The organism is Haloarcula sp. KBTZ06, from assembly GCF_048595605.1.
Taxonomy (GTDB): Archaea; Halobacteriota; Halobacteria; order Halobacteriales; family Haloarculaceae; genus Haloarcula; species Haloarcula hispanica.
In genome coordinates, this window is the sequence record NZ_CP184339.1 from 345,714 (window position 1) to 359,820 (window position 14,107).

Genomic DNA, 14,107 nt, shown 5'->3' on the forward strand with positions numbered 1-14,107 from the left:
CGGGACAGGACTCAGTGATAGCGCGGTTCACCCGCGATAGTGACGTTCTGCTGTCACGATACCGCAACGGAGCGTAAAAGTATGCTGACTCCGACTCTCACTGGAGAGCCGAAAACCTATGCGCTTGGGTTCGAAACGACCCTGGCATGTCTCTCTCCCGTTTTGTCGGGCGGTTCCGGCCTTACTCCGTCCCGCTCTGTCTGTTTGCCCTGGTGGCGATCGCTGTGCTGTTCGTCCCGACCCTGGTTCTCGGGGGCGCGACCGGACGCACGTATGCCCTGACCATGGCAGTTCTCATCGTCGCGATCTCGTCGGTCCTTCCGTATGCCGTCGCCGTCGGTGTGCTGACCGTCCCGTTCCTCTACACTGGAATCGGTAGTTACGCGGCCCCGGAGGTGTTGCCGACCGACGCAGAGCCGTTCGGGCTGGCTGCAGCACTCCGGCACGTCATCGCTGGCATCTCGTACGTCGTCGCGGCCACCGCCGTCGGCGCTGTCGGCATCGGTCTCGATTTCGCGGCTTCGAGTGGTTCGGACCCGTTTCCGGCGATGGGCTTCCCGCCGTTTCCGTCACTCGGGTTTCCGCCGTTTTTGCTGCTCGGCGGGGTGGTCACCGCCGGTGTCTACGTTGCGGTCCAACTGTGGCGGTACGAGCGACCGGTTCGGGGCCTGGGGTGGGAGACGGTTCTCGGGACGGTCGTTCTTGGCACGTTCCTCGCCGCATCGCCCGTCGTCGCGCTCTGGATTTTCGGGTCCTATGGCTTCTGAACGACCGTACACTACCTGTAGTAGCCAGTCAATCTGCTGTCCGTCCGATAGTCGGCGCTACCCGCCGGCTTCCAAACGGCTTAAAGTCGCAAGCTCCGGTATCCGATAATGACTCAGCAACAGTCCTCGACAGACGGCGGTCCACGAGCGAGCGGCATGCCGATGCTCGGTCTCGGAACGTGGCAGAACGACGACGCAGAACAGTGTGCGGAAAGCGTCCGGACGGCGCTGGAGGCCGGCTACCGCCATATCGACACCGCACAGGCCTACGACAACGAAAGCGCCGTCGGCGACGGTCTCGCTGCGGCTGACGTGGACCGCGACGATATCTTCCTGGCGACGAAGGTCTGGATCTCGAACCTCTCGCACGACGACGTGATCGAGACGACCGAGGAGAGCCTCGACAAACTCGGCGTCGATTCGGTGGATCTGCTGTACGTCCACTGGGCGGCGGGCGAGTACGAACCCGAGGAGACGCTTCCGGCGTTCGACGAACTCGTCGACCGCGGCTTGATCGACAACGTCGGCGTCTCGAACTTCGAACCGCACCACGTCGAGACGGCGATGGACGTGCTCGATGCTCCGGTGTTTGCGAACCAGGTCGAGACGCACCCGTTCCTCCAGCAGTCGGAACTCCGCGAGCACGCGGCGGAACAGGACTACGAACTGGTGGCGTACTCCCCGCTGGCACGCGGTGAAGTGTTCGGTCACGACGTCATCGAAGCCATCGCCGACGACCACGACGCGAGCGAAGCGCAGGTCAGCCTCGCGTGGCTCCGCGAGAAGGGCGTGACGGCGATCCCGAAAGCCACGAGCGAAGCCCACATCACCGATAACCTGGCGAGCCTCGACCTGTCCCTGACGGACGCCGAAATCGACCGTATCGACAGCATTGACACGGTCGACCGACGCGTCGATCCGGACTGGTCGCCCGCCGCCTGGGACTGAATCGATTTCGATCTTTCCCGGTGGGAGTTGCCGATACGACTGTCGGTCCGTGACACCACGTCTCCCACAGCCCTCTTCACATTTCGACCCGTTACACAGGTAATGAGATATCTTCGCTCTAACGGGTGGTCCAACTGACCTGGCCGATGCTGCGGTCCACGTTTTCTGATCGTCCCTCACTCCCGGCCCGCTACCGTGACACCGCGCTTTTCGTCCTACTCGCGGTATTGTTCGGTGGCTCGTTCGTCGCGATCAAAACCGGGCTCCGTGAGCTGCCACCGGTGCTGTTTGCCGGTCTCCGGTTCGACCTGGCAGCGGTGACGCTGCTTGGCTACATCGTCCTTACCCGGCCCCGGTCGACGTGGCTGCCACGGACGCGCGCGGACTTCGTTGGAATCGGGATGGCGGCGCTGTTCCTGATCGCACTCAACAACGGGCTGTTGTTCCTCGGTCAGGGCGCGACCACGCCCGCAGCGGCGTCCGTGATGTACGGCCTGAACCCGATACTCGCCCCCGTGTTCGCCTGGTGGCTGCTGGGTGACCGACTATCGTGGCTCGGTGCGCTCGGTATCGGTATCGCGCTGAGCGGCGTTATCCTCATCGTGCAGCCGTCGCCGTCGACGTTCACCGATGCGAGCGCCATCGGGCAACTTCTGGTCCTCGGCGCGGCAGCGGCCGTTGCACTCGGTAGCGTGCTCCTCCAGCGTGTCGGCCCCCAGATGGACAGTACACCGCTGACTGCGTGGGCGATGGCTGTCGGCGCGGTGTTGCTCCACATCGCGAGCCTGCTGGCCGGGGAGCCACCTACGGCCGTCATCGGCATCGGCCCCGAAACGATTGCGAGCATCGTGGCCGTGGGCATCCCCTCGACGGCAGTCGCGTACGCCATCTACTTCGGCCTCATCAAGCGTATCGGCCCGGTCCGTGCGAATCTGGTCGCGTACGTCGTGCCGATTTTCGCCGCGCTCATGGGCTGGGTACTGCTGGGCTCGTCGGTGTCACTGTGGACGTTCGTCGGCTTCCTGGTCGTCGTTGCGGGCTTCGCTCTCATCGAGCGTGTGACCATCCGCATGGAACTGCGCCGGCTCTATCACCGCTTCGAGGAGACATCCTCGTCCCAGCAGACACCGCCGTGTGACGACTGACGTCTGCGGTTGCAGTAGAGCGATCACGATCTGGATGTGACGAAACAGGCCCAGCCAATCATGTACCGGCAGCCCCAAGCCACGATATGGACCCTTCCGACGTGGAGACGGTGTTCGTCGCCGGAGCCAGCGGCGGGACCGGGCGCGCGACGCTCCGACTGCTCAGTTCGCGCGTGCCGACGGTCCGAGCACTGACCAGCACACCGTCGAAAACAGACGACCTGCAGGCGGCCGGCGCTGACGAGGTCGTCGTCGACGACTTGCTGAACCCGACTGCGTTGGCCGAGGCGCTGTCGGACGTTGATGTCGTCCTGAGCGCCGTCGGCTCGAACATCACGGACGTCTGGGCCAGAGAGGAGTACGTCGACGGTGCGGGGACGATCAATCTCCTCGATGCGGCCGTCGACGCTGGCGTCGATGCGTTCGTCATGGAATCCGCTATCGGCGTGGGCGACGAGCCGGCCAGTCCGCTCGCGACGGCCTTCGACGTCGTCATCCAGCCGATACAACGTGCGAAAGCGGAGGCCGAGGCCGCGATTCGCGACGCTCCGGTTCGACACACGATCCTCCGCCCGGGCGTGCTCACGAACGGACCGCGAACTGACACCGTCTCCGTCGCCGAGCCCGGAGCGAAGCTCTGGGGCAGCGTTTCGCGGGCCGACGTGGCCCGACTGATGGTTGCGTCACCCGTCACGCCGGCGGCTGAGGACCGGACGCTGGAAGTCGTTGCCAAGCCGTCGTTCCCGGACCGTGCGCTGGATATCGAGTGGCGGCTTCCCCGGAGTGGGGCGTCGGAGACCGTGGCAGTTGATACCCCGGACGACGGCCCGTAGTGGGCAATCCACCCGTGTGCAAATACGCCTCCAGCGTGAAAGGCGGCTGATGACTGACGTGGACCACGCGAACGCTGGCTATCGGCGGCTGTTCGAGGGGGACGACCTCTCGTTCGGCCTCGGGTTCCCGCTCACGGGCGAAACGGAGTCGACGCCGGATATCGACGCCGAACTCCGGCTCGCAAGCCACGCCGAAGCCGTCGGCTTCGACGCGCTCTGGGCGCGAGACGTGCCGACGTACTGGCCGCGGTTCGGGGACGCCGGCGGGGCCTTCGACCCGTGGTCCCTGCTGTCCCACGTCGCCGCCCACACCGAGTCGGTGGCGCTTGGCACCGCGAGTATCGTTCTCCCGCTGCGCCATCCCCTCCACATGGCGAAATCGGCTGCGACCGTCGACCGGCTTTCCGACGGCCGTCTCGTGCTGGGCGTCGCCTCGGGCGACCGCGACCCGGAGTATCCGGCGTTCGGCGTCGACCCCGAGAACCGGGGCCAACTCGTCCGCGAAAGCGTCGAGGCGCTTCGCGTGCTCTGGCGCGAGGAATACCCGACGCTCGATGGCTCCTGGGGCTACCTCGACGGAGAACTCGATGTCCTCCCGAAACCGACAACGGACACGCTCCCGCTCTTCCCGACCGGCAACGCCAGACAGTCCACGGAGTGGATCGCCGAGAACGGCGACGGCTGGATATTTTACCACCTTCCCGAGTCGACCCTGGAGTCGTATCTCGACACATGGCGGAGCCACGCGTCAGAGAAGCCGTTCACGATTGCCGTTCAGGTCGAGTTCGCTGCTGATCCGACGGCGGAGCCCGAACCGCTCCACCTGGGCTATCGTGCCGGCGTCGAGTGGTTCAGAGAGTACTTCCGACGGCTCGAAGAGCACGGCCTCGACCACGTTATCGTCGGGCTTCGAGCGGCGGAGCCAGAGGCGGCGATGACGACCTTCGCAAGCGAAATCATCGACGAACTGTGACTCCAGCTGTCGATACCGTTCCTGCGAAACTCGCGGCGGATGACGCTTCCGTCGATCCAATCGACTGCCTGCCGTATTCCGGTTTGGACTTCCCAGCAACAGCCCTCTGAGCTGGGCTTACGGATCGAACTCGTTCTGCTTGAGCCCTTTCCGGACCGGTTCGTGTTCGGCGTCGGTCGGCGGCGGTGCCGTCACCAGTAACGCCTCCAGCCGACCATCCTCGTCCGCTTTGACACCGCGGTCGGTGTCGGCCTCGACGACAACTACGTCGCCCGGCTCGACCGCCCGCTCCGTGTCTCCATCACGGACGATACCGCTCCCGGACTGGACGTGTATCGCGACGTCGCTCGCGGGCGCGTGCACCGGAATAAACTGGCCGGGTTCGAAGTAGCCACAGACGACTTTCATCCGGTCGCTGCGGAACACTTCGACAGCCGAGAACTGGTCGTCGTCGTATTCCCGGACGGCGTCGAAATCGGTCGCTGTCATCGCGCGTCCTCCTCGTCACTGCGGTCTCGAAGAACTACAGGGCCGAAGTCGCGGCTGGTCGATGCGGACTGGCTCGAACGCCGGCCAGTGCGCACACTCGCTCGCTGTCGGTTTCGGTGCTGTGGGTGCATCGCGAGGAGTTCCGACCGCACGACGGAAAACCTCGGTCCCGAACCGCTTCGTCTGTAGACGCGCCGCTTCGTACTCTGGATGCATATAAACTGTCTCCGAACATCTTCCCGATAAGAACCACGGGCAGTCCGTATAAAGACCCTCCAAATGGTGTCTGTAGGCGCATTGGCGACGACAGTACTGATGGCGATACTGCTCGTCGGTATCGCTGGGATACTCGCACGGATCGAAGACTGGCGGTCGTATACGATTGCGATCGGTGGCGGCCACGGGGCGCACGAACGCACCCACGCGGAGAAGCCGAGCGGGATTCTCCGGTGGCTGACGACGGTCGACCACAAGGATATCGGGATTCTCTACGGCGTGTTCGCCGTCGTCGCGTTCGCGTGGGGCGGTATCGCCGTGGTTCTGATGCGGTTCGAACTGATGTACCCCGCTGAGGACTTCCTCAGTGCCAGTGCCTACAACGGCCTCCTGACGACCCACGGCATCACGATGCTGTTCCTGTTTGGGACGCCAATGCTGGCGGCGTTCTCGAACTACCTGATCCCGCTGCTCATCGGGGCCGACGACATGGCGTTTCCGCGAATCAACGCCATCGCGTTCTGGTTGTTGCCGCCGGCGGCGCTGCTCATCTGGGGTGGCGTCCTCGGCGGGCCGTTCCTCGAAAACATCGAACCGGCACAGACCGCCTGGACGATGTACACGCCGCTGTCGATCGAACAGCAGAACCCCGGCGTGGACCTGATGCTGCTCGGCCTCCACCTCTCGGGCGTCGCGGCGACGATGGGGGCGATCAACTTCATCGCGACTATCTTCACCGAGCGGAGCGAGGACGTGACATGGGCCACCCTCGATATCTTCTCCTGGACTGTCCTGGTGCAGTCCGCACAGATCCTGTTTGCCTTCCCCTTGCTGGGCAGTGCGCTTGTCATGCTCCTGCTTGACCGCAATCTCGGGACGACGTTCTTCACGCTCGACGGCGGCGGCCCGCTGCTGTGGCAGCACCTGTTCTGGTTCTTCGGCCACCCCGAGGTGTACATCCTCGTCCTGCCGCCGATGGGACTCGTGAGCTACATCCTGCCGAAGTTCTGTGGCCGGAAGCTGTTCGGATTCAAGTTCGTCGTCTACTCGACGCTGGCGCTCGGAGTTCTCTCCTTTGGCGTCTGGGCGCATCACATGTTCGCGACGGGTATGGACCCTCGACTACGGGCCTCGTTCATGGCGGTCTCTATCGCCATCGCCATCCCGAGCGCGGTGAAGACCTTCAACTGGATGGCGACCATGTGGAACGGCGCGTTGCGGACGACCGCGCCGTTCCTCTTCTGTGTCGGGTTCGTCGGGAACTTCATCATCGGCGGCGTCACCGGCGTCTTCGAGGCCGCCATCCCCGTCGACCTCATCTTACACGACACATACCACGTCGTCGCTCACTTCCACTACGTCATCATGGGCGGGATCGCCTTCGCTGTTTTTGCGGGCATTTACTACTGGTTCCCGCTCTACACAGGTCGGTGGTACCAGCGCTCGCTGGCGAAGTGGCACTTCTGGCTGACCCTCGTCGGCACGAACGTCACGTTCTTCCCGATGGTCCTGCTCGGCTACGCCGGGATGCCCCGCCGGTACGCCACGTACGCTCTGACCGCTGGCCCGGTGGACCTGTTTACGCTCCTGCACCAGCTGGCGACGCTGGGTGTCGTCCTGCTGGTCATCGGCCAGCTCATCTTCGTCTGGAACCTCGTGACTTCATGGCTGGAGGGGCCACTGGTCACGGACGGCGACCCCTGGGACCTAGCGGCGACGGACCAGTTCCCCCGGGAGTTCGCGTGGTTCGAGCGCGAGCGGCTCCCGACGCTGGCCGACGGCGGCGAAGAACCGGCCGGGGATTGATCTCCGAGTTCTTCTGGTTTCCCGTTCGCGGTACCCGTCTTGGTGGTTCTACGGTCACCTCTAGAGTAGTATAGAACCGTTATCACACCCACTTTGAAACGGTCAATACAACTCAAGCAGTAAATGAGCTTGAAAATTGGTCGGACTGGACGACTCAATATGGACGGGAAATCTACTATATTTACGGGAATATTTTTATTCTTTCCCACACTAAGGCTGAATACGTCATGTCGAAGACGACAGACGAACGAGGACGGATCTACCTCCCGAAGGATGTCCGCGACCGGTTCGGTGACCAGTATCGTATCGTTGAACTCCCGAGCCACGTCGCACTCTTCCCAGTTGACGAGGACCCGCTAGAGGGCCTCCGAGCGGCCGTTGGCGATGCTTTTGCAGGGACAGAGGCCGACAAGCTGAAAACTGAATCGCGGAAGGCGATCTCACGAGAGGTTCAAGAGGAAGCGAAAGATCGGACACAGGATGGCGAGGCGTAAGTCGTGTACGTTGAAACTGACTTTCTCACCGCACTGTTGAAGGACGACGACTGGCTTCAGGACGCTGCAATCCGCGCCCTCGAAGAGCACGATGACATACATACCTCGATACTCGCGTACGCCGAGGTTCTGGTACTGTTCTACGACCGTGAGGCCGCCGAGTACGAGATCGATGCGCCGCGGGCAATTACCAACCTGCTTGAACTGGTCCCAATTGTGCCGGAAGAGCACGAGGACGCGGTTCTGGCCGCCGCAGCGTTCCTCGACGAGTACGATCTCACCCCGTTCGATGCACTCCACGCTGGACTCGTCACAACCGGCGAAGAGCGAGTCCTTTCGACCGAGCAGGACTACGACACTGTCGGCCTCGACCGCACATCGTTGGAACCTGCGCCCTCTGAGTGAAGATGGTAGATACGCAGACCGACTGTGCAGCTTGTTCAGTCTACACTGCCTGAAATCAATAGCCTGTGACGAGTTGTCTGACACCCTGTCTCCGTCTGCTACCCTACTCCGAGATGTCCGGATACGACTGCCGACCGCCCTGTGACTTCCTGGCGACCAGTTGGGCGGTGGCTGCGGTCGTCCCGTCCCTCGTTGCAGTGCGCTCGTCGTAGTGCAACACCGTCAGGCCGAGTCCGGCCCTGAGCAGTTCGTTCGAGGCGAACCGGTACCGCTCCCCGGAGGGGCCGCCGTCCACGTCGTCGGTCGTCCGGAGGTGGTGCTGGATGAACAGACAGCCGCCGTCGGCCAGCGCCTCGATAATGTCGGGGAGGCGGTCGACGGGGCGATAGAAGCTAACCGTAATGACGTCGTACGTCGACGCCGGGTATCCGAACGAGTCGAGGTCCGCCTGTATCCACTCGATATCGTCTTCGACGCCCACTTCGCGTGCGTTCTCGCGGGCAATGTGCAGCCCCGCTCGCGATTGGTCGACCGCATCGACGCGGTACTCGGCCGTTGCGACCGGGAGCGCGTTCCGTCCGGTCCCGGTTGCGACGTCAAGCGCCCGACCCGGTGGAAAGGTCGGCAGGTATCGTTCTAACACCGGATGTGGGTCCGGGCGCTGTGGGTATGTGCCCGCTCGGTATCGCTCGTCCCAGGTCGTCATGGCTCCGTCAACCGCCCGCCGAAACATGAAGCCTGCGGGCTGTGACACAGCTCTTGCGTTGCTTCCCGTTTCCGGACGCGACAATCTCAACTGACTTATCGGTACACCTGTGACCTATCCACAAGCTACTAGCCATGGACAGTCAAACGGGTGTGACCAGACGGCGGCTGCTCATCGCTCTCGGAAGCGGACTCGGTCTGCTCGGGGGCGGCGGTGCCTACGTGTACTGGTCGCTACAAGGCGACTCGGGCGGGTACACTGCGCCGGACTCACAGCCGGTCGTCACTACGCGCGGGCTCCTCGACGCGGCGGAGGGGCCAGCCTTCGAGACTGGTGGCATGTGGTCGTTCGACGACGCGTCGGAGGTGTTCCTGTTCGTCCACGGATTCAGTACCGACGCCGAGAGGGCGCGCGACAATGCCTATACGGCGCAGGTAGCACTCGACGGAACACGGCCCACACCGGTTATCGCGTACAGTTGGGATTCCGATGTCGAGTGGGAGCAGGCGAAGGACAACGCCGAGGCGAACAGTACCCACCTCGCTCAGTGGCTAGTCGAGTGGGCCGAAACCGACGGGCGGCCCGTCCATTTGCTTGCACATTCGCTTGGCGCGCGAGTGACCGGTGAGACACTTTGCGCGTTAGCTGCGCGGGGGGCGACGGATGCGCTTGCCTCGGTATCACTGCTTGGCGGCGCTATCCCCTACGATAGCGTGGTGCAGGGTGGCCGATACGGCGACGCCATAGCGGCCGTTGACGCACCGGTGTCGAACTTCTACAGCCACAACGATAAGGTCCTTTCGTGGGTGTACCGGGCATCGGATCGGACCCACGCCGTAGGCCACGCTGGCACTCGTGACGCGGGGCCGCTTCCCGACGGCTACCAGGAGGTGAACGTCACTGACCTCGTTGCCGACCACTACTCGTACTTCGAACCGGGCGAGGGGTGTCTGCCGCGTGTCGTTGCCGGGATCGAGTGACGTAGCTCTATTTTCCTGCTGCTAGTAGAACTAAATATGGCGGAAGTGTTGTTCATCCTATGGAAGCCACTGTCAGACCAACGGCTGTTACACGCTGGAGCGAGACATGAGCCTCTTCACTGCTGTTGTCGTCTTTGTGGTGGGACTGCTCTCCGGTATCGTCATCCGATGGGTCGCTGGACTCGCTGCTGCTCTCGCGCTCGTCTTAGTGCTGTTGGGCGCGACCACTCCGGATATCGGCCTCATCACTTTTGTAATGGAACAGTACTATCACGGCAACGAACTGCTGTTTCTCGCCGGATTGCTGTTCGGGCTGGACGCCGAACACACCAGAGATGCTGTCGAGGGGTGACTCACAATCCTCGAACTCGCTGAGCCTGTTGGACTGGCGTTTCGGGGGAAATGTCCATCAATGACGAGCGCTTGAGTGCGCTGTCACAGTGTTGCTGGTCCAGATAAACCGTGGTTACGCTTCAGGACAGAAAATATACGAATGGCGGATATCGCTGTCATACGTGAGTGACCCCGCGGGCGTTCTGAGTAGCGTTGCAACTGAGTAGAGGTCGCCGGCCGCTCCCGCTGACCAGTCCAGACGCGAGCGTGAACGTGATGCCTGTGGCGGTTTCGTCGACCGAAAAAAACGGCGTCGAGCGCGGTTCCCTGGGCGTACCAGAGTATGCCGCCGAACACCACCGCAGCGACCGGTACCAGCACACTCACGAGACCGAGTATCACGAGCGGCGGGTATCGAAACGGCTGGGGTGACTGATAGCCCGCCGGCGTTGCAGGGCGCAACGTGTCGGCGGGAGTGTAATCGCTTGTCGGCATACCCGTGATTCAGCCGGAGGACTGAAAAATCAGGATGTCACTTCCGCCCTGTTGTAACTGAGAAGCAACCAGTCACTGCCGGTTGGTTCGACAGCAGGCGGCGAGCATATATTCGCTCTCATACAGCTATATAGAACTCATATAAAGCACCTATACCAGATTCACCGATGTTTCACAAACGACCTTACATAGATGGCTTCACCACCGACGTTTCATCCGGACCTCGGCGCACCACACCAGCGAATCCGCGGTCACAGATGGGAGGAAATCTACGTTGTCGGCGACGTCCACGGGTGTCGTCCGACCCTCGAACGCCTCCTGAACCGGTTAGACCCCACCCCGGACGAACTCGTGGTCTTCGTTGGTGACCTCGTCCGAAAAGGTCCGGACAGCGCTGGTGTCGTCGACATGGTCCGGCATACGCCGAACTTCCTCACCGTCCGTGGCAACAACGAGCAGAAACTCATCGACGGCCGCAAATCGATTCCGTCGTTGACCGACGACGACCTCTCGTGGATGGCGTCGCTTCCGGTGGCAATCTCGTGGGACGATTCGCTGGTCGTCCACGGTGGCGTCGACCACCGCAAGTCAATCGCGGAGCACGAACTGACTGAACTGCTGAACATGCGCTCACTTGTTCCGGACGGAAGCTACGACCGCCCGTACTGGTTCGAAACGCGCCGTGCTGACCCTCGCATCTTCTTCGGTCACACGGTGCTTTCCGAGCCATTCGAGACACCTACTGCGGTTGGTCTAGACACCGGGTGCGTCTACGGCGGGCAGTTGACGGCGTACCAGTGCTCGACGCAGGAGTTCGTCACGGTGGACCCGGAGACGACCCACGAAGCCCGGTCGTCCGATAGCATCGTCGACCCGGAGCGTGCCCCGCCGACATCAACGTAACCCGATGGACCACGATTCAGAACCCGCCATCCCCGCGTACGAGCCAGCGGATGTCGACCTGACCGACTCGTCGCTGTATCTCAACCGTGAATTGAGTGCGCTCGCGTTCCAGCGGCGCGTGCTCCACGAGGCGCTGGACGAACGGAATCCGCTGTTGGAACGGGTCCGGTTCCTCGCTATCGTCACTCGCAATCTCGACGAGTTCACGATGAAACGCATCGGCGGCCTCAAACAGCAGATAGAAGCCGACGTGACCGAGACGGCCCCAGACGGTCGAACGCCCGAGGAGCAGTTGGCGGCGGTCCACGAGACCCTGCGGCCGATGCTAGCGACGCAGGCCCGCTGTTACCGCGACGCGATTCGTCCCGCGCTTGCTGCGGAAGGTATCGAGATTCTCGACTACGACGACGCTGCTGCCGCGGAACAGTCTGAACTGCGAACCTACTTTGAGGAGTCTGTGTTGCCGACCCTGACACCGCTTTCGTTCGACCCGGCACATCCGTTCCCGTTTATTTCTAATCGGTCGCTCTCGCTCGCTGTTCTCACCCGGCATCCGAACGCCGAGGACCCGACGTTCACCCGAATCAAGATTCCGCCGAACAGGCCGCGGTTGGTCCAACTCGGGGACGATACTCGATACGTACTGCTTGAGGAGGTCATCCGTGCGAACCTTGATCTACTGTTACCGAACGTCGAAATCGTCGACACGGCCCTGTTCCGACTGACCCGCAACGCGGAGGTCCGACGTAATCAGGAGATTGCCGAGGACCTCATTGACATGGTCGAAGACGTCCTCGAACAGCGGCGATTCGCGTCGGTCGTCAGAATGGAACTCTCCCCCGACGCCGACTCCCGTATTCGCTCGACGCTCGCGACACAGCTCGGTCTCGATGAGCGCGAGATATACGACCTCCCGGGTCCGCTGGATTACCGGGATTTCGCGGAGTTGACCGACCTTGACCGACCGGACCTCTCGCTGGATGAGTGGACGCCACAGCCACACCCCCGTCTCAACGGTCACCGACAGCAGTCGTTTGGGAGGCCGGATACGACGGACCCGAGTGTCTTCCGGCGCATTCAGGACGGAGACATCTTGCTGCATCACCCGTACCACGACTTCACGGACACCGTCCAGCGGTTTCTCTCAGCAGCAGCCGAAGACCCGGACGTTCTGGCGGTGAAAGCAGCTATCTACCGGACCGCAAGCGACTCACAGATCATCCAGTCGCTGATAACGGCCGCTGAAAACGGGAAACAGGTGGCGGTGATGGTCGAACTGAAGGCCCGCTTCGACGAGCAGAACAACCTCGAATGGGTTCGCAAACTGGAGGAAAACGGTATCCACGTCGCCTACGGAACGGTGGGGCTGAAGACCCACACGAAGACGGCGCTGGTCGTTCGGGAGGAAGACGACGGCGTCGAACTGTACTCCCACATCGGCACGGGGAACTATCACTCCGAGACGGCGAAGGGATACGTCGACCTCGGACTGTTGACCGCCGACCGTGACATCGGCCGCGACCTGACCAAGGTGTTCAATTTCTTCACCGGGCCGTCGCTGGACGAGGAGTTCCGCGAACTCCTCATCGCACCGGTGACCATGCGCAAGGAGTTCACCCGGTGCATCCGTCGGGAAGCACAGCACGCACAGGCCGGTCGGCCTGCCCGTATTGTCGCAAAAATCAACGGACTCGAAGACCCCGGTATCGTCGCCGAACTGTACCGCGCATCGATGGCAGGCGTCGACATCGACCTCATCGTCCGCGATATCTGTCGCCTCCGACCCGGACTGGAAGGCATCAGCGAAAACATCTCGGTGTACTCGCTCGTCGGCCGCTTTCTAGAGCATTCCCGTATCTTCTACTTCGAGAACGGCGCACGGGGCGACCCCGCTACCGAAGACGACTGGGGCGACCCCGAGTACTACATCGGTAGCGCTGACTGGATGACCCGCAACCTTGATTACCGGGTCGAAGCAGTCACACCCGTGACAAGCCCCAAAATCCAGCGCCAACTCCGTTTCACCCTCGACCTCCTCCTCTCGGACAACCGCAAGCTCTGGGAGATGGACAGCGACGGCGAGTACCACCAGCGGTATCCGGACGACGGCGAGCGCGTGATCAGCGCACAGGACATCCTGATGCGAGAAGCGCTAAAAGCCGGTCGCTCTGAGAACCTCATTACAGGTATTCCCGGTGACTATCCGATAGCCGGTGACCTCTGTATCACAGGTGATGGCACTGAACAGCCAACTGAGACAGGTGCCGAGTCGAAACCACTGACTGAATCCGAGGGTGAGTGTACGGCTTCTGATGCCGATACAACTGACGAACCTTTTGAAGTCACGGACGGTGGAAACCCTGACGAAGTTCTGGCCACATACAGCGACCGGTGGTACGTCCCGGACAGCGTCGTGTACAACTACGCTGTTCGAACACCCGATGGAGAGCGGCGCTACCTCAAAACCAAAGCTGGCGTCACTGATCTCCTCGAACGACTGTATAGCGATACGGAATAGCTATTCGGCTATACTATTCCTCAGTTTCTTTTCGGCTCAGTAACTGCGTTGCCCATCAATATGGGACCGCTTCACACAAAATGCGTTTTAATCCTT

General features: G+C 62.1%; 14 protein-coding genes. 12 read left to right on the plus strand and 2 right to left on the minus strand.

Annotation, left to right across the window (positions count from 1 at the left end):
- Window positions 1-146 precede the first annotated feature (146 nt).
- The 5 genes from ACNO8S_RS18115 (at window position 147) to ACNO8S_RS18135 (ending at window position 4,666) form a co-directional block, all read left to right on the plus strand.
- Entirely contained in the window at window positions 147-767 is a 621-nt protein-coding gene (locus ACNO8S_RS18115) for a hypothetical protein (protein ID WP_420182916.1), read from the plus strand.
- Between the two features lie 156 nt (window positions 768-923).
- Entirely contained in the window at window positions 924-1,715 is a 792-nt protein-coding gene (locus ACNO8S_RS18120; protein ID WP_080510111.1) for an aldo/keto reductase, read from the plus strand.
- Between the two features lie 146 nt (window positions 1,716-1,861).
- A complete protein-coding gene (locus ACNO8S_RS18125) occupies window positions 1,862-2,860 on the plus strand; it encodes a DMT family transporter (RefSeq protein WP_064289122.1) in 999 nt (332 codons plus the stop codon).
- An 86-nt stretch (window positions 2,861-2,946) separates the two neighbouring features.
- Window positions 2,947-3,693 carry an NAD(P)-binding oxidoreductase gene (locus ACNO8S_RS18130; RefSeq protein ID WP_420182917.1) on the plus strand — a complete coding sequence of 249 codons (747 nt, stop codon included), beginning with the start codon at window positions 2,947-2,949 and terminating at the stop codon, window positions 3,691-3,693.
- Window positions 3,694-3,742: 49 nt separating this feature from the next.
- On the plus strand, window positions 3,743-4,666 hold the full coding sequence (locus tag ACNO8S_RS18135; RefSeq protein ID WP_064289012.1) for an LLM class oxidoreductase: 924 nt from the start codon (window positions 3,743-3,745) through the stop codon (window positions 4,664-4,666).
- 117 nt (window positions 4,667-4,783) lie between these two features.
- On the opposite strand, the gene ACNO8S_RS18140 is transcribed toward ACNO8S_RS18135, so the two are convergent.
- Window positions 4,784-5,155 (minus strand): cupin domain-containing protein, encoded by a 372-nt coding sequence (locus ACNO8S_RS18140; protein ID WP_014031243.1) that lies wholly within the window; start codon window positions 5,153-5,155, stop codon window positions 4,784-4,786.
- Between the two features lie 315 nt (window positions 5,156-5,470).
- Here ACNO8S_RS18140 and ACNO8S_RS18145 point away from each other — a divergent pair, with 315 nt between their 5' ends.
- The 3 genes from ACNO8S_RS18145 (at window position 5,471) to ACNO8S_RS18155 (ending at window position 8,076) form a co-directional block, all read left to right on the plus strand.
- On the plus strand, window positions 5,471-7,177 hold the full coding sequence (locus ACNO8S_RS18145) for a cbb3-type cytochrome c oxidase subunit I (RefSeq protein ID WP_420182918.1): 1,707 nt from the start codon (window positions 5,471-5,473) through the stop codon (window positions 7,175-7,177).
- A 227-nt stretch (window positions 7,178-7,404) separates the two neighbouring features.
- Window positions 7,405-7,671, plus strand: a complete 267-nt coding sequence (locus ACNO8S_RS18150; RefSeq protein WP_420182919.1) for an AbrB/MazE/SpoVT family DNA-binding domain-containing protein — start codon at window positions 7,405-7,407, stop codon at window positions 7,669-7,671.
- Between the two features lie 3 nt (window positions 7,672-7,674).
- Window positions 7,675-8,076 (plus strand): PIN domain-containing protein, encoded by a 402-nt coding sequence (locus tag ACNO8S_RS18155; RefSeq protein ID WP_420182920.1) that lies wholly within the window; start codon window positions 7,675-7,677, stop codon window positions 8,074-8,076.
- Between the two features lie 103 nt (window positions 8,077-8,179).
- Here ACNO8S_RS18155 and ACNO8S_RS18160 read toward each other — a convergent pair whose 3' ends face one another.
- On the minus strand, window positions 8,180-8,782 hold the full coding sequence (locus ACNO8S_RS18160) for a class I SAM-dependent methyltransferase (protein ID WP_420182921.1): 603 nt from the start codon (window positions 8,780-8,782) through the stop codon (window positions 8,180-8,182).
- Window positions 8,783-8,916: 134 nt separating this feature from the next.
- Between ACNO8S_RS18160 and ACNO8S_RS18165 the strand changes: the two genes are divergently transcribed.
- The 4 genes from ACNO8S_RS18165 (at window position 8,917) to ppk1 (ending at window position 14,011) form a co-directional block, all read left to right on the plus strand.
- A complete protein-coding gene (locus ACNO8S_RS18165) occupies window positions 8,917-9,762 on the plus strand; it encodes a DUF726 domain-containing protein (protein WP_420182922.1) in 846 nt (281 codons plus the stop codon).
- 106 nt (window positions 9,763-9,868) lie between these two features.
- Complete coding sequence (locus ACNO8S_RS18170) at window positions 9,869-10,114, plus strand: hypothetical protein (RefSeq protein WP_050038431.1); 246 nt, start codon at window positions 9,869-9,871, stop codon at window positions 10,112-10,114.
- A gap of 668 nt (window positions 10,115-10,782) precedes the next feature.
- A complete protein-coding gene (locus tag ACNO8S_RS18175) occupies window positions 10,783-11,493 on the plus strand; it encodes a metallophosphoesterase family protein (RefSeq protein WP_014031236.1) in 711 nt (236 codons plus the stop codon).
- A gap of 4 nt (window positions 11,494-11,497) precedes the next feature.
- A complete protein-coding gene (gene ppk1 / locus ACNO8S_RS18180; protein WP_050038433.1) occupies window positions 11,498-14,011 on the plus strand; it encodes a polyphosphate kinase 1 in 2,514 nt (837 codons plus the stop codon).
- Window positions 14,012-14,107 lie beyond the last annotated feature (96 nt).

Excerpts from the sequence above, each read along its gene's own strand:
- ACNO8S_RS18140 (WP_014031243.1), bottom strand. The coding sequence starts at position 5,155 with ATGACAGCGACCGATTTCGACGCCGTCCGGGAATACGACGACGACCAG.
- ppk1 (WP_050038433.1), top strand. The coding sequence starts at position 11,498 with ATGGACCACGATTCAGAACCCGCCATCCCCGCGTACGAGCCAGCGGAT.
- ACNO8S_RS18120 (WP_080510111.1), top strand. The coding sequence starts at position 924 with ATGCCGATGCTCGGTCTCGGAACGTGGCAGAACGACGACGCAGAACAG.
- ACNO8S_RS18165 (WP_420182922.1), top strand. The coding sequence starts at position 8,917 with ATGGACAGTCAAACGGGTGTGACCAGACGGCGGCTGCTCATCGCTCTC.
- ACNO8S_RS18160 (WP_420182921.1), bottom strand. The coding sequence starts at position 8,782 with ATGACGACCTGGGACGAGCGATACCGAGCGGGCACATACCCACAGCGC.
- ACNO8S_RS18130 (WP_420182917.1), top strand. The coding sequence starts at position 2,947 with ATGGACCCTTCCGACGTGGAGACGGTGTTCGTCGCCGGAGCCAGCGGC.
- ACNO8S_RS18145 (WP_420182918.1), top strand. The coding sequence starts at position 5,471 with ATGGCGATACTGCTCGTCGGTATCGCTGGGATACTCGCACGGATCGAA.
- ACNO8S_RS18115 (WP_420182916.1), top strand. The coding sequence starts at position 147 with ATGTCTCTCTCCCGTTTTGTCGGGCGGTTCCGGCCTTACTCCGTCCCG.
- ACNO8S_RS18175 (WP_014031236.1), top strand. The coding sequence starts at position 10,783 with ATGGCTTCACCACCGACGTTTCATCCGGACCTCGGCGCACCACACCAG.
- ACNO8S_RS18150 (WP_420182919.1), top strand. The coding sequence starts at position 7,405 with ATGTCGAAGACGACAGACGAACGAGGACGGATCTACCTCCCGAAGGAT.
- ACNO8S_RS18170 (WP_050038431.1), top strand. The coding sequence starts at position 9,869 with ATGAGCCTCTTCACTGCTGTTGTCGTCTTTGTGGTGGGACTGCTCTCC.
- ACNO8S_RS18125 (WP_064289122.1), top strand. The coding sequence starts at position 1,862 with ATGCTGCGGTCCACGTTTTCTGATCGTCCCTCACTCCCGGCCCGCTAC.
- ACNO8S_RS18135 (WP_064289012.1), top strand. The coding sequence starts at position 3,743 with ATGACTGACGTGGACCACGCGAACGCTGGCTATCGGCGGCTGTTCGAG.